This window comes from Mesorhizobium sp. M0037 (genome assembly GCF_040323635.1).
Taxonomy (GTDB): Bacteria; Pseudomonadota; Alphaproteobacteria; order Rhizobiales; family Rhizobiaceae; genus Mesorhizobium.
Map to the genome: position 1 here is coordinate 685,076 of NZ_JAMYVB010000001.1, position 17,609 is coordinate 702,684.

Annotated in this window: 19 protein-coding genes and 1 pseudogene; 2 read left to right on the forward strand and 18 right to left on the reverse strand. The window is 61.1% G+C overall.

The genetic code is table 11. The features are described 5' to 3' along the window. Positions 1–48: 48 nt before the first annotated feature. From NKJ78_RS03570 to NKJ78_RS03595, 6 genes are all read right to left on the reverse strand, one after another. Entirely contained in the window at positions 49–351 is a 303-nt protein-coding gene (locus NKJ78_RS03570) for a hypothetical protein (protein WP_352562352.1), read from the reverse strand. Continuing rightward, positions 348–3,251, reverse strand: a complete 2,904-nt coding sequence (locus NKJ78_RS03575; RefSeq protein WP_352562353.1) for a phage tail tape measure protein — start codon at positions 3,249–3,251, stop codon at positions 348–350. Before NKJ78_RS03575 ends, NKJ78_RS03570 begins: the two co-directional genes overlap by 4 nt. 54 nt (positions 3,252–3,305) lie before the next feature. Next, positions 3,306–3,689, reverse strand: coding sequence for a hypothetical protein (locus NKJ78_RS03580; protein WP_352562354.1), 384 nt, complete (start codon positions 3,687–3,689; stop codon positions 3,306–3,308). Between the two features lie 55 nt (positions 3,690–3,744). Further along, positions 3,745–4,344 carry a hypothetical protein gene (locus NKJ78_RS03585; RefSeq protein ID WP_352562355.1) on the reverse strand — a complete coding sequence of 200 codons (600 nt, stop codon included), beginning with the start codon at positions 4,342–4,344 and terminating at the stop codon, positions 3,745–3,747. Positions 4,345–4,788: 444 nt separating this feature from the next. After that, complete coding sequence (locus NKJ78_RS03590) at positions 4,789–5,676, reverse strand: hypothetical protein (protein WP_352562356.1); 888 nt, start codon at positions 5,674–5,676, stop codon at positions 4,789–4,791. A gap of 99 nt (positions 5,677–5,775) precedes the next feature. Then, on the reverse strand, positions 5,776–6,105 hold the full coding sequence (locus NKJ78_RS03595; RefSeq protein WP_352562357.1) for a hypothetical protein: 330 nt from the start codon (positions 6,103–6,105) through the stop codon (positions 5,776–5,778). Positions 6,106–6,173: 68 nt separating this feature from the next. Here NKJ78_RS03595 and NKJ78_RS03600 point away from each other — a divergent pair, with 68 nt between their 5' ends. Continuing rightward, the gene (locus NKJ78_RS03600) at positions 6,174–6,377 is read left to right on the forward strand and encodes a hypothetical protein (protein ID WP_352562358.1); all 204 of its coding nucleotides are present in this window, start codon (positions 6,174–6,176) and stop codon (positions 6,375–6,377) included. Positions 6,378–6,568: 191 nt separating this feature from the next. On the opposite strand, the gene NKJ78_RS03605 is transcribed toward NKJ78_RS03600, so the two are convergent. From NKJ78_RS03605 to NKJ78_RS03660, 12 genes and pseudogenes are all read right to left on the reverse strand, one after another. Beyond that, on the reverse strand, positions 6,569–6,976 hold the full coding sequence (locus tag NKJ78_RS03605) for a hypothetical protein (RefSeq protein WP_352562359.1): 408 nt from the start codon (positions 6,974–6,976) through the stop codon (positions 6,569–6,571). An 80-nt stretch (positions 6,977–7,056) separates the two neighbouring features. Further along, on the reverse strand, positions 7,057–7,365 hold the full coding sequence (locus tag NKJ78_RS03610; RefSeq protein WP_352562360.1) for a hypothetical protein: 309 nt from the start codon (positions 7,363–7,365) through the stop codon (positions 7,057–7,059). A 53-nt stretch (positions 7,366–7,418) separates the two neighbouring features. Next, positions 7,419–7,607, reverse strand: a complete 189-nt coding sequence (locus tag NKJ78_RS03615) for a hypothetical protein (RefSeq protein WP_352562361.1) — start codon at positions 7,605–7,607, stop codon at positions 7,419–7,421. Then, positions 7,604–7,810 carry a DNA-binding protein gene (locus NKJ78_RS03620; RefSeq protein WP_156933961.1) on the reverse strand — a complete coding sequence of 69 codons (207 nt, stop codon included), beginning with the start codon at positions 7,808–7,810 and terminating at the stop codon, positions 7,604–7,606. Before NKJ78_RS03620 ends, NKJ78_RS03615 begins: the two co-directional genes overlap by 4 nt. A 77-nt stretch (positions 7,811–7,887) precedes the next feature. Beyond that, positions 7,888–8,868 (reverse strand): hypothetical protein, encoded by a 981-nt coding sequence (locus NKJ78_RS03625; protein WP_352562362.1) that lies wholly within the window; start codon positions 8,866–8,868, stop codon positions 7,888–7,890. Then, positions 8,865–10,088, reverse strand: a complete 1,224-nt coding sequence (locus NKJ78_RS03630; RefSeq protein WP_352562363.1) for a tyrosine-type recombinase/integrase — start codon at positions 10,086–10,088, stop codon at positions 8,865–8,867. The genes NKJ78_RS03625 and NKJ78_RS03630 overlap by 4 nt, the downstream gene beginning before the upstream one ends. A gap of 268 nt (positions 10,089–10,356) precedes the next feature. After that, a complete protein-coding gene (locus tag NKJ78_RS03635; protein ID WP_352459356.1) occupies positions 10,357–11,418 on the reverse strand; it encodes an ABC transporter ATP-binding protein in 1,062 nt (353 codons plus the stop codon). 38 nt (positions 11,419–11,456) lie between these two features. Beyond that, a complete protein-coding gene (locus NKJ78_RS03640; protein ID WP_352562364.1) occupies positions 11,457–12,278 on the reverse strand; it encodes a carbohydrate ABC transporter permease in 822 nt (273 codons plus the stop codon). Continuing rightward, positions 12,279–13,217, reverse strand: a complete 939-nt coding sequence (locus NKJ78_RS03645; RefSeq protein WP_023742463.1) for a carbohydrate ABC transporter permease — start codon at positions 13,215–13,217, stop codon at positions 12,279–12,281. Continuing rightward, positions 13,217–14,554, reverse strand: a complete 1,338-nt coding sequence (locus NKJ78_RS03650) for an ABC transporter substrate-binding protein (RefSeq protein WP_352459353.1) — start codon at positions 14,552–14,554, stop codon at positions 13,217–13,219. The genes NKJ78_RS03645 and NKJ78_RS03650 overlap by 1 nt, the downstream gene beginning before the upstream one ends. Positions 14,555–14,620: 66 nt before the next feature. Next, positions 14,621–15,280 carry a GntR family transcriptional regulator gene (locus NKJ78_RS03655; protein WP_352459352.1) on the reverse strand — a complete coding sequence of 220 codons (660 nt, stop codon included), beginning with the start codon at positions 15,278–15,280 and terminating at the stop codon, positions 14,621–14,623. 23 nt (positions 15,281–15,303) lie between these two features. Further along, positions 15,304–16,187: pseudogene (locus tag NKJ78_RS03660) on the reverse strand (dihydrodipicolinate synthase family protein). A 258-nt stretch (positions 16,188–16,445) separates the two neighbouring features. On the opposite strand from NKJ78_RS03660, the gene NKJ78_RS03665 reads away from it, so the two are divergent. Beyond that, positions 16,446–17,588, forward strand: a complete 1,143-nt coding sequence (locus tag NKJ78_RS03665) for a hypothetical protein (RefSeq protein WP_352459351.1) — start codon at positions 16,446–16,448, stop codon at positions 17,586–17,588. The last annotated feature ends 21 nt before the right edge of the window (positions 17,589–17,609 follow it).

Sequence of the window (17,609 nt, forward strand, 5' to 3'; positions counted from 1 at the left end):
ACACGAGGATGGCGGTGCTTGCGGCAGTGAATGCGAGGTGATCGGCGGTCATGCGTTGCCGTCCAGTTCCTTAGCTGCAAGCTGGCGCTGCCCCATCTCTTCGATGCAGCCGGCAAGCTCGGCAAAGAACTGCTCCACCATCTGATCGGACAGCGCGAACTTGTGCGTTGAGCCGTCCGGCCGCTGGAATTGGAAAGCGAGGTGCTTCCCGTCCATCGACGTGCCGAGCCAGTAGGAATCGAATTCGACGGCTTCGAAGCTGCCGAACTGCGCCTTGAATTTGAGGCGATTCTGTTCGGCCCGGCCTTCGTGTTCCGGCGGCGGGCGCCACCATGCGAGCTTGTCGGTCATTTGCCGCGCCCCGGCTTTCGTCCTGTGCTCAGCAATCCGGCTTTGATCGCAACGCGGGTCAGGCCGGCAGCAACGGCATCGTCAGCCATTACCTCGAAGCTCCCGAAACCGGGGAAATTGAGATTGATCGATGTCTTGCCTCTGCTGCTGCCTGACGATGCGCCGCCGGCCGGAATCGGAACCATGCCGCCGGTAGCCATTCGAGGCATCGCGAGTGACCGACTGAAGCCGTCGACAACGCCGCCCATATTGAATCCGCGCACCGCTTTGAAGAAATCGCGCGGAATTGCCATCTGATTGAGCGCGTGCATGAAGCCAGGGCCATAATAGGCCGTGGCCTTGGCTTGCATGATGAATTCCTTGACGCTGGCCCATATCGGAATGCTGTCGCTGGTCGGCGTGCCAGGCCCGTTGGCGAGATACCCGCCTGCAGCGAAGCCGCCATGGGAGCCGCCGCTATCGGAAGATGAACTGGAGCCGGCAGCCGCGCGGAGAGACTGTGCGGCAGCCGCCGCTGCCCTGAGCGAGGCCAGGATGCGGGCGATTGCCGCCTCGACCTGTGCCGCCAGGGTGTTGACGATGCCGGCGAGACCGGAGAAGCCGCTTTGAAGCAAGGCACGCATTCCAGACAGGATTGCCGAGAGCTTGCCCGGAAGGGTCTCAAATGGCGCCACGATGGCTTCTGCGGCGGCTTGGGCTGCACCGGAGTCGAGATTGCCGAGCGAGCTATTGAAGCCGCTAGCGGCCTCCTGTGCGGCAGGAGCAATGGTGCTGATGGAATGGGTGATTTCGTTGCTGACGCCATCCACGGCGCCGCTGGTGCCGTCAACGCTGCTCTTCAAGCCGTCGAGAGCCTGCTTGCCATCATCGGCCGCGCGGGCCACACCGTCGACGACATTGAAAACTTGCTTCGTCAGTTCCCCACCACCGCCGCGAATAACCGTGATCTGGTGGCCGAGGTTTTCCACCTGGCCGGCGGTCGTAGCGGAAGCAGCACCGACAGCAGCAACACCTTTTGCTGCGCCGTCAGCGTTCTCACGAAGATCGATGATGTTGCCGACGACCTTGCCGGCAATCGTGTTCTGGATGTCTTCGAGTTGGCGCTCAGTCTGCGCAAGTCGGATATTCGCCCTGACAAGCGCGTCCATCGCCGGATCTATGTCGACGCCGAGGCGCTTTTCCATCGGGCCAAGCGCGCTCTGATCAGCAGAGAGCTTGGTCGCATCGAACACCGCCTGCTGATGCGCGAGCTGCGCCTTGGCGTCCGCAATTGCCGCCTTGGCGGCGTCGATATGAGCTTGGCCGAGACGCTTCAGCGCGCCCTCCGCACCCGGAACGCCGTTCTTGACCGCGGCAACTGCGGCATTCAGGTCGGCCAGGGCTTTCTGGTGGGCTGCCGTTGCGGTTGCAGCGTCGAACTGCTTGTTGCGCACCAGACCGAGTGCCAGGCGCAGCCCCTCGAATGCGGCGGCGACGATGACGATAGCGCGGCCCCATGGCGTCAAGAACAGGAAAGCATTTTTCAGTGCGAGGGCAATCCTGATCAGGTTGGCCACGCCGCCGAACACAAACCCTAAGCCCCGCCCGAGCAAGCCAAGTGCAATCAGCGCCGGGCCAATGGCCGCCGCCACCGCGCCGATCTCCGTGCCGAGCTTCAGCGTCTCCGGATTGAGCTTCGAAAGCGACGTGGTGAAGTCGGTGAGTTTGACGACCATCTTGGTGACGGATTCGAGCAATCCGGAATCGCCTATGGCAATCGACAGGGTTTCCACCGCGCTGTTGAACTTGTTCACTTCGCCGGTCAAACCCTGGACGCGGACTTCGGCCAGCTTGTTCGCGCCGACACCATTGATACTTGCGGCAAGCTCCTTGAAGCCCTTGGAACCGAGCTTCATCAGCGCGATCGCGGTGCGCAGCGCGTCCGTGCCGAAGATGGTCGAGCCCTTGTCGTTGAGGTCTTCCTGCGAGAGCTTGCCGAGCTTTGTCTGAAGCTCCTGGGCGATCTCGGCCATCGACCGCATCTTCCCCGCAGAGTCGAAGAACCGCAAATTCAATTCCTTGAAGACGCCGGCCGCTTCCTTGGATTGCGGCACCAGTCTTTGCAGGAAGGTCTTGAACGAGGTTCCGGCATCAGAGCCGCTGAAGAACAGGTTAGACGTTCCAGCTAATGCGGTGTTCATATCCTCCAGCGAAACACCTAGCGCCGACGCCACGCCGCCGGTCTGGCCGATCGCCAGCCTGTAGTCATCAAAGCCGAGCTTTGATTTGATCAGCGTGCCGGTGACGTTGTCGACAACGCCGGGAAGCTGTTTGACCTGTAGGTTGAACTGCTTGATCAAATCGCCAGCGATGCCGGCCGCTGGCACCAGTTGCCCGCCATTCGCGGCGGCGAGGTCAAGCGTCGCCTGTGCCGCGCCGCCCATAATCTGGGAATAGTCGAGGCCGATCTTCGCCAGTTCCGTCATCGCGTTGGCCGATTCGGTCGCCGAGAAGACGGACGCGTTGCCGAGTTCAATCGCCTTGGCCTTGGCCTGGTCGAATGCGTCGCCTGCCGCTCCGGTGTTGGCAACGAAGCTGTTCATCGCCGTCTGGAAATCGGCGGCCTGTTTCAGGATGCCGACACCAGCGCCGACGATCGGCAGCGTCAATGCGGTCGAAAACCCCCGGCCAACGCTCTGGATTTGTTTGCCAGCGTCCTGAAAGGATTTGGCCAGCGATTTGATCTGGACTTCGGCCTGCTTCAGGGAGCTGAAGAAACCGGGACTGAGCCCCTTGGTCTGGGCGGCAGCTGTCTGCAAGTCCTTGAACGCCTTGCGGCCGGCTGCGCCAAATTCCGCCAACTCGCGCTTGAGTTCCTTGCCGCCGTCGAGGGCGATACGCTGTTTGATTGTTGAGGCCATGCTGGCTTCCTTCTAGGGACAGGCGCGCCATCACGGCGGGCCGAATTGATGTAGCTATTTGTTGCGGCGAGCGTAGATGCCTGCAGCCAGGTCGTTGAAGCCCTCGTTCGTTTTTGCGATGGCCTTATCCCACGCCTTCGAAATGGTCGTGGCTGGTTTGCCCGGTTCGGCAGCATCGAAGGGCGCCCGCTTCATGGCTTCGGACGTTTCGAACTTGGCCCGATCTTCGGCCCGAGCCTGAGCCAGGGCAGCGGCGTATTGCTCTGGATGACGGTCTGCCAGGTCGAGATAGTGCTTCTCTTCCTGGGAAAAGAGGGCGGTGACGAAGCGTGCCTTGTAGAAAAAGCTCACCATATCGCCGGCGGTGCGAAAGCCGGTGGCGGCACCCGTGGCGAGCGCGGTTTTCCAGTGGTCGGGAAAGTGGCTTGGGATGGTCATTGGGTGTTTCTCCTTCGAATGGGACGCGGTGTCGTCACGACGCTGCGGGTTGGTTTTAAGGCTTGGCTCCCCAGCACGCCGACATTGAGCGTTCCGCCCAATCGGCGCCGCCGGGCAGGCCTTCGATGTCGTCCGATGTCCATTGACCGCCTGACCCGTCATTGCCGGTTTTGTCGACGAATTCTTTCACGTCGTCGGACCAGTCCAGGACAGGCCGAGCCGGCAACGGCAAACGAAAATCATGAGTGCGTGAGCGGTTGATATCTTGATGCACCGCGCAGGCCAGCGTCGCGGTAAGATCCTCCACCGCTATCACGGCCCTAGCCTGGTCGCGTTCTGAGGCTCCCAAGATTTTCATCGCCTCTCGGATCAAAGACGGCCATTCGGCTGTCATGACCGCCAGGCACGCTTTCACGGCCGGGTCGTATCCATCGGTGGATTTTGCCGTCCAAGTTGAGCGCCGACGTTCAGCCCGATCTGGTCGGCCGCCATGGCCGTTCTTGATGTTGGAATTCTGGCGCCGCGCCGCGTCGGCAGCCTGCCGGTCGATCATACGCCGGCCATCAGCCAGAACGACCACAGGCAATGAACCGCGCACCACAGCCCGGCTGATGGTTGACGGGTTGACGCCGATGGTGGCGGCATATGCCGACATTGTGAGGAGAGCTGCTGACATCAGATTATTTTCAACAGGTCAGAATTGCGCGGGAAGATGATTCCAGACCTTGCGCCATAAGGGGCCAGCAAATTTGCATGGTGACCATGCCCATGTTTTGGAAGGCTGTGGCTAGGGACAGTTTGGGCTGTCGCCATTCCCTCATACGTCAGCCGCCCACTGGGACCCGTTGACTTGCTGGGCATCGGTGCGGGCCGAGCAGTCGGCATACCGCCCGACCCGCGACGCAAGACCATGCTCTCTGAGGACATGGCCGCGCCTTTCGTTGAACTGCCGAGCCGGACAGTAACCGCTGTGAAACTGCCCGGCTCTTTGCCATACCCAGACTGACAGGAAGGGGCAGGCAATAGGTTGAGGCCGGGCAGCCGAAACCGTCCGGTCTCTTTGTCGTCAAGGCGAAGGATCATCTCCATGATCATAAATTCAGAAGGGGAGATATTCGGTCTTTGGCTCCCGCTGTTGCGGGTTGCCGGCCTTCATGCTGGCGATCTCGGCCAAGCGAGAGAGGATGAAACGGGACTCCATCGCGTATCCCTTGGGGGACCAGAACGGGGGATCTCCGTCCATAAGCCCCGGCAATGCAATCTCAGAGAGGGGCTGCGGCCTTGAGGCGTTGACGCGAGGCAGAGTGGTTCTGCGGATGAACCGGCGCTTCACGGCGGCATAGCCATGCATCGGGACTTGGACGATACCGTTGTCGTCTGCGCGGCAGCCTGCGAGCTTTTGCTGCATGTCATCGCTTAGGATTGAGTTGCTGCCGCTACCGTTGGCGTGGCACCATAGCTCTACCTCGTTCTCCTCAAGGATCTGCTCCGGAAGCTCAGGCAGGCAGCGCGCCATAGGCTCTGGAGGAGTGAGTGGAGCGGCATCGGCGGGCAGGTGTTCATTCGCGGCGTGGACCGTCATGTCAGCCTCAGCGACAAGGCGAAGGAGATCGGCAAAGCGGCGCCCGAGTTCGGGGTATTCCTTCCTCAGCATCTTGGCTGCGGCGTCGGCCTTGGCCTTGGCGATCCTGTAAGCGTCTGCACGTTCCGTCTCGCTCGCGTTGGCAGCGGCCTCTTCCATGCGTTTGGTCAGTTCGACCTTCGCAGCATAGGCGCGCTCGATGTCGCGGTTCGCCGAGGCAATCTTGGCCTCGATCGCCTCGACATCCTTGTCGGTTCCGTCGAGCAGGACGCGCCGGCGGTCAGCTTCTAACTGTTCAGCGGTCTTTTCGAGCCCGTCTATGTCGATGCCGTCAAGCGCTTGTCGAAGCTGGTCGACAGAATTTGGCTGACCGCGAAGCTGCTTGATGATGGTCTGCATGTTCATTGGTTCGAACCTTCATGGCTGACTGATGCAGGGAAGATCGCAAACCAAAACCGACAGACGAAGCCATTGAAAACCGACAAAACCGCCAAAGCTGACATCCTACCCAATGTTGAGCTTTGCCCGCACTTTCGTGATTGAGACGAGCCAGCGACCACCGTACTTCCAGCCGAAAGTGCGATCGCGATCACACCAGCGCCAAATCGAATCTTTGGACCGTTGAAAACGGGTTGCGGCCACTCCGATGTCGACCCACTCGATGCCTATTAAGTCGACCCGCCTCTCTGGTTCGACGATGATCGGAGCGGCGGGTTGAGGAGGCGCTGGCAAAGGAACATCCTCTCCTTGCAGGCCTCGAACATCCGCCAAGGCGCGGTCAACGTCCTGGGCGATCGCCGTGAGCCGAACAATGATGCTGGCAAGGTCGCTCATGCCGTCTCCACGAATCTTGCGAGGCTGGGGACGGTGGGAACAAACATCGCCGGCCGCCGTTTGTTGGCATGTCGATGCTGTTCCAACCTTTGGATTCGGACGGTCGCAAGCGCAGCGAGCTTTACCATGCGGCACGGTTGTCGATGCTCGAGTGTCGTGTGCTGATGCGCTTCGATAGGGTGGAAGAGGCTGCCGACAAGGTCCAGGCAGCGGCCGAGTTGTTCGCCGAGGCGGCTCGACCCGTAGGAAGCACTCAAACGTTGGGCATGTAAGCCGCTTTCTATGGAAAGTTCTTGGCCTGAAAATTTCTGAATCTTCCTTCTTTCCAAAGCGGACGGGTTTAAATTCTGTTTTTTGTTCTGTTTAGATTCAGGTCTATGTCTCAGGTCTATGTCTCGGTTTCTGTCTCTGTCTCTGTCTCTGTGTGTGTACAGGGCTGGTGACAGGGCTGTGTGCAGGGGTGTCATGATCCACCTCGCATAACTCTGGTTTGCAGGAGCCTTTCGCCAGGATTGACGCTGACGACGTTCGCGGGCTGGTCGGTGGCGAAGGTCCGCTTAGCCCATTCTGTCGCCATCAAATCGGCCTCGGCAGCTTCCCTGATATCGTCGCTGTCGATGTGGTCGATGATCTTCATTGTCCCCTTGGCGTGATCCTTGTTCGTCGGGATGTTGCCTTTGTGCTGGAACCACTTCTTGACGTAGGTTTCGGCGGTGGCCGGATCGTGCATGACGAGATCAGCCTGCACGACATCGGCCAGCGCGCGCCGGTATTGTTCGGCCTGCCAATTGAGATCGGCCAGGGCATAGCCTTCTCGGATTCGGCAGCAGCCGGCGCTGTTCTGGTGGGGACCGCAGATCAGGTAGAGCATCAAGACGCGCCCATCGCTGCTAAGCGACAGGAAGGCCTTGGAACCCCAGATGGCGGGTGAGACGGGGGCGAAGTCGCGGCTCATTCGGTGCCGCCGCTCTGCCGACGAAGACGGCCATGTTCATGGCGATGATGAAGCCGGCATAGCCAGCGCACATCCATCGGCTTGTCGTAGTCATCGTGGTGCGCCTCGGCCACCAAGTCGCCGCACTGCTCGCACGGCATCTGGATGACGAGCCCGCGCTTCAATGCCGATCGGAGGCACTGGTGCGCCCAGACCTTTTGCGGGTTGGCTTCCTTCCACCGGGCTTGTGGGCTGCCTTTGCCGTTGCTTTTACGTGCCGGTTTGCTATGGTCCGAACCGTCACTTGCCGGGAAGCTTGTTGACATTTCGGAGCCGGTTCGCGTGTCCAGCGCGGCCGGCTTTTCGCATTTCTGGTCCATCAGCCTGCCCTCGCCAGTCGAATGGCCTGGGCGATCCTGATCGCCTCGATGGCGTCTGCGGCCGAAAGACCGAAGCGGGACCGGAGTTCTGGAACAGCAGCGCGACCGCCTTGGCGTTCATACGGGCCGGCCAGGAATTCGGCGGCCTGCTGGACCGTCATGTCGGGTTCGAGATCGTTCTGCATCATGCCGCCCTCCGGCGAGGGTTCGGCTTGCGCTCCAGCGCTTCAATCCACGCCTTCACCGAAGGGACGCGGTAGAGAATGCGGCCACCGAGTTCGACATATGGAAGGCCGTCCGGCAAACGTTGCCACCGGATCAGGGTACGCTCGCTGACATGTAGCTGTGCGGCCAGGGCAGGGCGGTCGAGATAGTCATCAAGTAGGCTCATTCGCTGACACTCCTTTCGTTGAGTTGACAGCGACAACCTACGGACGGACACGCATTGGGTCGTCCGAACAACCCGTCCTAATTCTTGCCGGTTGGTCGGATTTTCTTCCTCCGCTCAAATCGCGGGATTGCGAGGCGGTTCTGCAACCGATCTGCACGTTTGGCCATGAAGTCGGCCTTGGCGAGATTGCCGGCGGCGCCGAGTTCCAGCGATCTGCGCAAATGCTCGGAAGCTCTGTCCGTAATTCGTTCCCTGAGCTTAATGGCGTTGACGGCCAATCCAATGTCATCCTTTAGGGCCGCCTTCTCAGCGTCCTCACCGGTGGCGAGTGTATAGGCAAGCCGTACAAATGCGGAGAACGGACCTGTGTCCGTGCTCGTGATCGGCTTGCCCGCCTCGACGTGCCAGAGGAAGGCCAGATGCCGGATGAACTTCTGCTTTGGGGAGCCGTAAAGCATCGCATGAAGCCCGCGCCCGCCTCCAGAGCCCTTGTCGGGTAGGTCTGGATCGCCGGTGCCGTATGTCTTGACCACTGCGCCTCTCGCAGCACCGGCGGATAGGGAAATCCGGTGCAGCAACTCCTCGATCTCGCTCTGGAGGGCCAGCACGACAAATTCATCAAGCGGCTCGCCTGATTTTTTTCCAATTGCGTCAAGCTGCTCAACTACGGTTCGGATCAATGGTGCGAGCAGACTTGCTCCTTCTGAAATATTGTCGAGGGCCGTCGCCATCTGCGCCACCCGGAAATCCGGACGAGCGGAGCCCTCAACGAAATGGTCCACGATTTCAAGAAATTTCGCCATGAATATGAGCGAGGATCCATCGTCCGCGCTACCAACTAGCATGCCTAAAATTTGGTTGAGGCGTTTGTCGTCGTCCGTCGGTTCGGAGGGCGAACTGGAACCGTGGATCTTCGCTATGGATGGATCGCGGATGAACATTGCTCGTTGCTGATCGATCGGAGCGTCGGGCTCCACGGTGATATTTCGGACATGCTCGCGCCACCTTGCGTAAATATCAGCCGCCGAAAAGCTTCCACTCGGAAAGGGCGGCTTCATTGTGCGCCGCCCTTCATGTTCACGACTTCTGCGCCGGTTCCAGTGGCCATGACGATCGAGCCAGCGCGTTCCGTGGCCGCCCGCAGGGGATCGTCCATCAAATGGCTGTAGCGTGCCGTGGTGGCCGGCTGCGAGTGCCCGAGTAAGGCGCCGATGATTGGCAGGGACAGGCCAGCGCTGGCCAGCACAGAGGCATAGGTGTGGCGGAGATCGTGAATGCGGGCTGATGGCGCAACCACAATCTTTTCACCTACGGTTTCGGCAGTGACGATGCCGGCGGCAATGCAGACCTCTTTCCACTCCGCCTTGATCTCGACGCGATGATCGGCGCCACGCCCGGGGAACACGTAAACGGCATCCTCCTTGGCTTTCTCGCGAAGCTGGGTGAGTAGCAGGCGGGCAGGGGCGGACAGCGGGACGCGGTGCATGGTCTTCTGCTTCGTGGTCGAACCCGGCTTCGTCCAGACGCCAGCGGTGAGATCGAACTGGTCCCACTTCGCCGCTTGAACCTCACCACGACGCGCGCCAGTGAGCAGCAGAAGGCGGAAGATGTTGGCGGCCTGCTGATCCTCCAGCGCGGTCAACGCCTCAGTAAGCTTCGCCAGTTCGGCCGGGGACAGGTAGCGATGGCGCTTCTGCTCATCGTTGCGCTCGATCCCCTTGGCCGGGTTGTCGGCGCGCCACCGCCATTTGATAGCGAGCCCGAACATCTTCGAGAGAACGGCCACGGTCCTGTTTGCCAGATAGGGCGCGGTCTTCGAGATCTTGCGGTGCAGGCCGTCGATGTCGGTGAACTCGACCTCGGCCACCTTCTTGTTTTTCAGCGCCGGCAAGATGTGGTTCTTGATCAGCGCCTTGTAGTCGCGGGCGGTCGAGTCCCTCTTCTTGGTGAGGTGTTCCTTTTCGAAGCGGTCGCAGAGATCGCCAACGGTCTTTGCGTCGCGGGCGGCAGCGACCTGGCCCATGGGGTCGGCGCCCACGTCGATCTGCTTCTTAAGGTTCTTTGCTTCCTCGCGGGCAGGACCGCTTTTCCAATCAGGGAAAGAGCCGATCGTGTACCGACGCTCCAGGCCGGAGCGAGTGCGATAGTTCAGGATGAACGCCCGGGCGCCGGCCTTGGTGACGCGGATGCCAAAGCCCTTCACCTCATCGTCATAGGTGATCTTGTTCCCGCCGGCAGGCGCCGGAAGGGCTTTGATGATGGCGTCAGAGAGTTTCACGTCAGGGCTCCTGTGTCCGCACTGTGTCCGTCCACTCGACGGCTCGGCATGTGCGGATATTGTCTCACAGTGTCCTGATTTGTCAAAGAGTGTCCCTTATGAATCAACAGCTTATGTGCGGACACGGCAATAGTCGAACGAAAGCAATGGCTTGATAAAACGGTAGGAAATGAACTTTTAATCAGTAGGTCTCGGGTTCGAACCCCGACGCGCTCACCAGAAATATTTCGTGCGAAAGTTGCTCCCTGTCAGCAGCCCCCGTCGCCGCCTACAATCGCCGCCCGGTCTTGACGTCGAACAGATGAGCACAGGCGCGGTCGATCTCGATGCGCATCTGCTCGCCCTGTTTCAGTGCCAGCCGCTCGCGGAAAAGGCAGGAGATTTCTTCTCCGGCGCAGTCGACCCTGGCAAAGATTTCCGAACCCGTTGCTTCCAGAAGCACGATCGTGCCGGGGATTCCTTTGGCGGTCGTCGCTCGGATGTGTTCAGGCCGGATGCCGTAGATGAGGTCGCCGCCGGGAATATCGGTCAGGTCGATGCCTTCCGGCAGCGGCAAGATCAGTCCACCGGCGCTGCGGAAAACGCCTTCCTCGACATGGCCGCGAATGAAATTCATCGCCGGCGAGCCGATGAAGCCGGCAACGAAGAGGTTGGCCGGGCGATCGTAGAGATCGAGCGGCGCGCCGATCTGCTCGACAAGGCCGTCATGCAGCACGACGATCTTGTCGGCCATGGTCATGGCCTCGATCTGGTCGTGGGTGACGTAGATGGTGGTGGTTCCCAGCCGCTGGTGCAGCGCCTTGATCTCGCCGCGCATCTGCACTCGCAATTTGGCGTCGAGATTGGACAGCGGCTCGTCGAACAGGAACACCTGCGGGTCGCGCACGATGGCGCGGCCCATGGCGACGCGCTGGCGCTGGCCGCCGGAAAGCTGACGCGGATAGCGGTCGAGCAGCTTGTCCAGGCCGAGAATGCTGGCGGCCCTGCCGACGCGACCGGCGGTGTCGGCCGGATCGGCTTTCTTGATCTTCAGGGCAAAGCCCATGTTGTCGGCCACCGTCATATGCGGATAGAGCGCGTAGTTCTGGAACACCATGGCGATGTTTCGGTCGCGCGCCCTGAGATTGTTGACGACGCGATCGCCAATGGCGATCCTGCCGCCCGAGATCGTTTCCAGTCCGGCAATCATGCGCAGCAGCGTCGACTTTCCGCAGCCCGACGGCCCGACCAGGATGACGAATTCGCCATCGGAGATGTCGACGCTGACATCGTGGATGATCTTGGCGGCTCCGAAAGCCTTCTGGACGTTGTTGATTGTTACCGATGCCATTGGATTTCTCCCGGAAATGAGTGATGTCGGGCCGTGCCTCAGCCGCCCTTGACGGCGCCTGCGGTCAGCGCTGCGACGATCTGCCTTTGCGCGAACAGGGTCAGCACCAGCACCGGCAGCGTGACCACAAGTGCTGCGGCGGCGAGCGGACCCCAGCTCACCTGCTCGTACGAAAGCATGTTGTAGACGGCGACCGGCAGCGTGCGGGTCTCGCGGCTGGCGAGCACAATGCCGAAGACGAAATTGTTCCATGAGAAGATGATCGACAGGATGAAGGCGACGACAATGCCCGGCTTGGCGATGGGCAAGGCGACCAGCCGGAACACCTGCCAGGAACTGGCGCCATCGATGTTGGCCGCTTTTTCCAGCTCCATCGGCGTGGTCTCGAAATAGCCGATCATCACCCAGACCACGATCGGCACCGTCACCACCAGATGGATGATGATCTGCGGCCACAGCGTGCCGAGAATGCCGACCCACTGGAACAGCAGGAACAGCGGAATGAGATAGGAAAGCCCCGGCGTCATGCGGGCGATCATGATGACCACCGCCGAGCGCTCGGCCTTGAGTCGCGCGATGCCATAGCCCGCCGGCACGCCGATCAGCAGCGCCAGCAACGTTGCCGTGCCCGTCACCAGAACCGAATTCCAGAAATAGAGCAGGAAATTGTTCTCCTCGAATACCTTCACATAGTTCGACCAGGCGAGATGTTCCGGGATCAGGATCGGCGGGTATGCACCGTTGTCGATCTCGAATTTCAGCGACAGCGAGATCATCCAGAGGAAGAACAGGATCGCCGGCGAGACGAAGACCAGAGCCGCGAAGAACAGCCCGATTCGGTTGAGCAGCCGTGAACTCATCTATTTGCCCTCCACCCCGATCCAATGGGAGCGCTGGCGCAGCATCAGCAGGATGAAGGACAGCGCGACGATGACGATGAAGAACACCACGGCCATGGCCGAGCCATAGCCGATGTCGTAGTAGGAGAAGGCGGTGTTGTAGAGATAGATGTTGATGGTTTCCGAGGCCGTGCCCGGTCCGCCCTGGGTCATGGCGTAGATGATGTCAAAACTCTTCAACGCATCGATGGTGCGGATGATCATCGCGATCATCAGGAACGGCGCGATCATCGGCAAGGTGAGATAGCGGAATTGCTGCCAGGCGTTGGCGCCGTCGATCTCGGCGCTCTCGAAGGGCTCGCGCGGCACGGAGGCCAAGCCGCCCAGCACGATCAGCATCACCAGCGGCGTCCACTGCCAGGTCTCGACCGCAACCAGCGACGGGATGACTGTCCTGGCGTTAAAGATCCATTCCTGCGCCGGAATGCCGACCAGCGACAACAGATAGTTGAGCACGCCGAGCTGGGGATGGAACATCATCGTCCAGACCAGCGCCACGGCGACCGGGGTCGCCATCATCGGCATGACGAAGACGCCACGCAACAGCCCGCGCAGCGGAAATTTGGCGTCGAAGATCAGCGCGGCAAGAGTGCCGAGGAACATCGGCGCCGCGACCGAAAGCGCCGTGTAGGTCAGCGTATGGAAAAGCGATTCCCAGAAGCGTTGGTCGACTGCCAGCCGCAGGTAGTTTTCCATCCCGGCAAAGCTTCGCGCCTGGCCGAGGGTCCAGCGGTTGACGCTCATCCACAGTGTGAAGGCCCAAGGAAAGACGATCACGGCGCCGACGACGACGAGCGCCGGGACGACGAAAGGCCAGTAGTTGGGAGCCAGCCGGATGGTCTGGCTCCCTTCGATGGCTTGCGTCGTCACCCCGGTGCGTTCTGGGGTGATGGCGGACATCAGCCTTGCTCGCTCCGGTCGAGCACCGGCTGGAACTGCTCGGTGGCCTTCTTCAGTTCCTCCGCCGGATCGGCGCCGGCGATCAGATTGGTCAGCGCCACGCCATAGATGTCGCGGAACTCGGTGACCGGAATGATGACCGGCAGCGACAGCCGGCTGACATTGCCCGAGCCGACCACGGCATCGAGCCAACTCGCCGGCATGGTGACGCCTTCGCGCACCTTGGGATCTTCCAGCACCGACTTGCGGAACGGCACGCCGGCACCCGCCTGCAGCAGGCGCGCGCCCATGGCGGGCGAAATCGCCCACTGGCAGAAGAGGTAGGCGGCCTCCTTCTTCTCGCTGGTGGCCGTCACGCCGAGGCCGTCGCCAAAGGTGCCGGCGGCATGCGCCTTGGGCCCTTTGGGCATGACGCCGTAGCCAACCTTGCCGACCACTCGTGACTTTTCCGGATTTTCCATTGGCGGGGCAAAGCCGACGCCATCGAACCACATCCCGATCTTGCCTTGCAGGAAGGCGGACTGGGCTTCGGCCCAGTTGAATCCGGTGACGCCTGGAGGCGCCGACTTGGTCATCAGCCGCTGGTAGAGGCTGGCCGCCTCGACCGCCTCGGGCGAGGTCGTGCGCAGCTTGCCCTTGTCGTCGAGCGGCGTCATGTCGTAGCCTAGCATAAGCGACGTCCACACCGGCGTGTTGGCGTTCTTGAGGCCGCGGGCGACAAATCCATAGGTGTTGGTCGACGGGTCGGTCAGCGCTTCGGCGGCCACCACCAATTGCTCGAAGGTTTCAGGGTATTTGAGGCCCTTGGCCTCGAACAATTCCTTGTTCCAGTAGACGATCCAGTAGTCGACTGAGAACGGTAGCGAGCGCAGCACGCCCTGGCCGTCCTTGGCAAACAGCATGCCGGCATCGGCGAAATCGGTTTCCACCAGCGCAGGATCGGTCAGGGTCGAGTCAGCGAGATAGCATGATATGTCGGCCAGCCAGCCGCCCTTTTCGAACTGCCGCTTCTGCACGTGGTAGCTCAGATGCACGACATCGAAGCTCGGCTTGCCGGAGCTGAGTTCGATCACCGTCTTCTGGCGCTGCTGCTGTTCCGGCGTCGCTTCGGCATTGACCTTGATCCCGGTCAGTTCCTCGAACTCGGCGATGTATTTTATCAGCGTGTCGCTGCGCGGGCTTTTCACCAGATTGACGTCAAGCGTCGTTCCCGCAAAGCGCTTCCAGTCGACACCGGCGGCAAAGCTTGGGCGAACACCGGCAAAGCCGGCGGCGGCAAGGGCGGCGGTTCCCTGGAGGAGTTGCCTCCTGGTTGGGTTGAACAGATTGGACGACATTTTCTTCCTCCCGGTTGTTGTCGTTGTCGATTGCGCCGCAGCGACCGCGGCGCGGCTCATGCTTCCTCAGATTTGCAGCGCCAGCCGGCGCGCCTTATCGATATGCTGGCTAATGGCCTCGACCGCCTTGCCAGGGTCGCGGCTCTGCATCGCATCGATCACCGCCAGGTGCTCGCGCATGACCGGCACGACGCGCCCGTCGATACGGAACCGTTCCTGGTGGATCAGGCGGATCTTCACCGAATTGACCAGATAGGCCTTGGCGATGATCTCGTTGCCCAGCGCATCGATGAACGTGTCGTGCATGGCCCAGTCGATGGTCTGCGCCTTGGCCTCCATCTCCGGCGTCGGGGTCTGCTCCAGCGCCCGGGCAAGCATGTCCTCATGCTCGCGCCGCAAGCGGGCAAGCTCGGCGTCGGAGGCGCTGACCGTAAACAGCGCCACCGCTTCACGCTCCATGAACAGGCGGAACTGAAAGGCCTCGCGGATCAGCCTGATGTCTATATGGGCGATCTGCATGCCGCGCTGCGGAATGGTCGTCAGCAGTCCTTCCGCCTCGAGACGCGGCACGATCTCGCGAATGGCGCCGAGCGGCAGTCCGGTGAAGGCAACCAGCTCACGCTGCGACACGAACTGGCCTGGCTTGAAGTCGCGCGCCAGCAAATGCCGCGTGAAGCTGGCATAGGCCTTCTCCCTGAGGGTGGTCGGTTCGTTGCCGTCTTCCATATCGGCGCGCTTCTCTTTGCCGGTCAGGCCGGTTCCCTGGCAAACAAGCTGTCATAGGCTGCGGCAAGCTGCTGCTGCCCTTGCAACGCGATCGGCTCCAGCGGCGGACGGACCGCCAGCCAGCGCTCGTCGCCGGTCTTGCGCGCCACCATCACCTTTACCGCCGGGGTGACCGGATGTTTGAGCAATTCGAGCACAAAACTCTCGACGCGAGGATCGTCGCGCCCGTCCTCGGCCATGGCGCGGATTTCGCCCGGGACGAAATTGGCCATGCCCGAGATTGCGCCTTGAGCACCCATTCGCACCGCACGCGCCAGATGCCTTCATCGCCGATCAGGATCACCAGATCGCCATGGGCGGCAAGCAGCGCCTCGCTGTAGCTCCAATTTCCACCGGAATCCTTCACTCCGGCGACCACGTCGGGAAAAGCAGTGCGCAACCGGCCGATCAGGCCAAGCGAAAGCTGCACCATGGTAACCGAAGGGATGTTGTAGAGCAGCACGTCACGGGCGAGGGGGTCGAGCGCGGCAAAGACGGCGGAAAACCAGCCGAAAAGGCCGTCGTCGCCGACATTCTTGAAGTAGCTTGGCGGGGCCAGCAGAATGTTTCGGGCGCCGCGCTGCAAGGCATGCTGTGCCTGTTCGGCGGCGTCTTCGGCGGCGTCGACCAGCACGCCGGCAACGAGTTGATGCGGCAGGATTCCAGCAGCCAGCATGGCTTCGGTCACCGACCGCCGCTCCGTCGTGCCCACCGATGCGCCTTCCCCTGTGGTGCCGAAAAGCGTCACGCTGCCGCAACCCTGCGCCAGGCAACTTTCGGCCTGAGCGATCATGGGGGCGGTGGCGATCTGCCCGCGGGCATCGAAAGGCGTGGCGAGAGCGGCCGAAAGGCCAAAGCGTGATGTCACCGGAAGGTCTCCGAAGCGGGTATGGATGCTGTGCTAGCACACTAACATGTTAGTCGTAAATTGGGGCGGTGCGCTTTTTTAACAGCGGAGGGCCCCCACCTTTTTTATCGAGAGGTTCACGGGTTCAAGCCATGGCGGATCGAGACCATTGGCGAAACAGCAGGATGGCCCAGTGTTCGGGCGCGGAGCGGCAGCTCCAACCTTGTCCCCATCCCAGTCGATGGCTAAACTCAGCCTTTCCCAGGGGAGGGTTCTGACATGACACTTCAGCTTTCGGCGGATGCTGTCGCTCCTAAGGCGGCGGCGCCTCAAAAGTACCTCTTCGGCCCGGTCGCCGATTTCCTCATGCTGGGCGGCAGCGCCTTTCTCATCCTGCCGGTGCTGTTTCTCGTTCCGCTCGAATATGAAGGTCCGGTGGCCGCAACGATGGTCTTCGTGGCCTATCTCGTGAACTATCCCCACTTCGCCCACTCCTACCAGCTCTTCTACCGCACTTTCGGGCGCAAGGTGACGGGCGACGGCTACGACAGGAGCTTGCAGCTCCGCTACATCTTCGCGGGCATTGTCGTGCCCCTGGTCATGGCCGGGTTCTTTGCCTATGGGGCCGCGGCGGCGAACACGCGCCTGCTCGGCTATGCCACCAACGCCATGTTCTTTTTTGTCGGTTGGCACTACGTCAAGCAGGGCTACGGCATGCTGATGGTGGATGCGGTGCTGAAGCGCAAATTCTTCGACGACCGCGACAAGAAGGTGCTGCTGGTCAACTCCTATGCCGTGTGGATTCTGGCATGGCTGCAGACGAATACGGCGGTCACCCAGGGCAAATATTATGGCCTGGACTATTACACATTCGCGGCCCCTTCCTGGGTCACCAACATCGCCATGCTGGCGGCCGTTGCGTCGACGACGGCCACGCTCTTGATGCTGGTCAATCGTTGGCGGAAGAACGGCGGCGGCCTGCCCTATAACGGTTTGGTGGCCTATGTGGCGTCGCTCTATCTCTGGATCTTGATTGCGCGCGTAAACCCGCTTTGGCTGCTGATCGTGCCCGCGCTCCACTCGCTGCAGTATCTCGCCGTGGTCTGGCGCTACCAGACGAACGTCGAGCGAGACAGTTCCGATGCCGAAGGCGATCCGCAGCCGAAAATCCTGTCCTTTCTTGGCCCCCTCTACAGGTTTCGGCTCCTCGGCTTCATCGTCGGCGGCACGGCCCTTGGCTATCTCGGCTTCTGGCTGATCCCATCCGCGCTGACGGCTTTGATTCCCTATGACAGGCAAGTGCTGGGGTCATCGCTGTTCTTCTTCATCGTGCTCATCTTCATCAATGTGCACCATTATTTTCTGGACAATGTGATGTGGCGCCGTGGCAATCCGGAGGTATCGAAGTATCTGTTCCGCTGACTGATGCGCAGACTGTCGAGC

Excerpts from the sequence above, each read along its gene's own strand:
- NKJ78_RS03655 (WP_352459352.1), bottom strand. The coding sequence starts at position 15,280 with ATGGAAGACGGCAACGAACCGACCACCCTCAGGGAGAAGGCCTATGCC.
- NKJ78_RS03575 (WP_352562353.1), bottom strand. The coding sequence starts at position 3,251 with ATGGCCTCAACAATCAAACAGCGTATCGCCCTCGACGGCGGCAAGGAA.
- NKJ78_RS03665 (WP_352459351.1), top strand. The coding sequence starts at position 16,446 with ATGACACTTCAGCTTTCGGCGGATGCTGTCGCTCCTAAGGCGGCGGCG.
- NKJ78_RS03605 (WP_352562359.1), bottom strand. The coding sequence starts at position 6,976 with ATGCTCTACCTGATCTGCGGTCCCCACCAGAACAGCGCCGGCTGCTGC.
- NKJ78_RS03585 (WP_352562355.1), bottom strand. The coding sequence starts at position 4,344 with ATGTCGGCATATGCCGCCACCATCGGCGTCAACCCGTCAACCATCAGC.
- NKJ78_RS03645 (WP_023742463.1), bottom strand. The coding sequence starts at position 13,217 with ATGTCCGCCATCACCCCAGAACGCACCGGGGTGACGACGCAAGCCATC.
- NKJ78_RS03625 (WP_352562362.1), bottom strand. The coding sequence starts at position 8,868 with ATGAAGCCGCCCTTTCCGAGTGGAAGCTTTTCGGCGGCTGATATTTAC.
- NKJ78_RS03595 (WP_352562357.1), bottom strand. The coding sequence starts at position 6,105 with ATGAGCGACCTTGCCAGCATCATTGTTCGGCTCACGGCGATCGCCCAG.
- NKJ78_RS03610 (WP_352562360.1), bottom strand. The coding sequence starts at position 7,365 with ATGTCAACAAGCTTCCCGGCAAGTGACGGTTCGGACCATAGCAAACCG.
- NKJ78_RS03580 (WP_352562354.1), bottom strand. The coding sequence starts at position 3,689 with ATGACCATCCCAAGCCACTTTCCCGACCACTGGAAAACCGCGCTCGCC.
- NKJ78_RS03635 (WP_352459356.1), bottom strand. The coding sequence starts at position 11,418 with ATGGCATCGGTAACAATCAACAACGTCCAGAAGGCTTTCGGAGCCGCC.
- NKJ78_RS03590 (WP_352562356.1), bottom strand. The coding sequence starts at position 5,676 with ATGAACATGCAGACCATCATCAAGCAGCTTCGCGGTCAGCCAAATTCT.
- NKJ78_RS03620 (WP_156933961.1), bottom strand. The coding sequence starts at position 7,810 with ATGAGCCTACTTGATGACTATCTCGACCGCCCTGCCCTGGCCGCACAG.
- NKJ78_RS03640 (WP_352562364.1), bottom strand. The coding sequence starts at position 12,278 with ATGAGTTCACGGCTGCTCAACCGAATCGGGCTGTTCTTCGCGGCTCTG.
- NKJ78_RS03615 (WP_352562361.1), bottom strand. The coding sequence starts at position 7,607 with ATGATGCAGAACGATCTCGAACCCGACATGACGGTCCAGCAGGCCGCC.
- NKJ78_RS03650 (WP_352459353.1), bottom strand. The coding sequence starts at position 14,554 with ATGTCGTCCAATCTGTTCAACCCAACCAGGAGGCAACTCCTCCAGGGA.
- NKJ78_RS03600 (WP_352562358.1), top strand. The coding sequence starts at position 6,174 with ATGTCGATGCTGTTCCAACCTTTGGATTCGGACGGTCGCAAGCGCAGC.
- NKJ78_RS03570 (WP_352562352.1), bottom strand. The coding sequence starts at position 351 with ATGACCGACAAGCTCGCATGGTGGCGCCCGCCGCCGGAACACGAAGGC.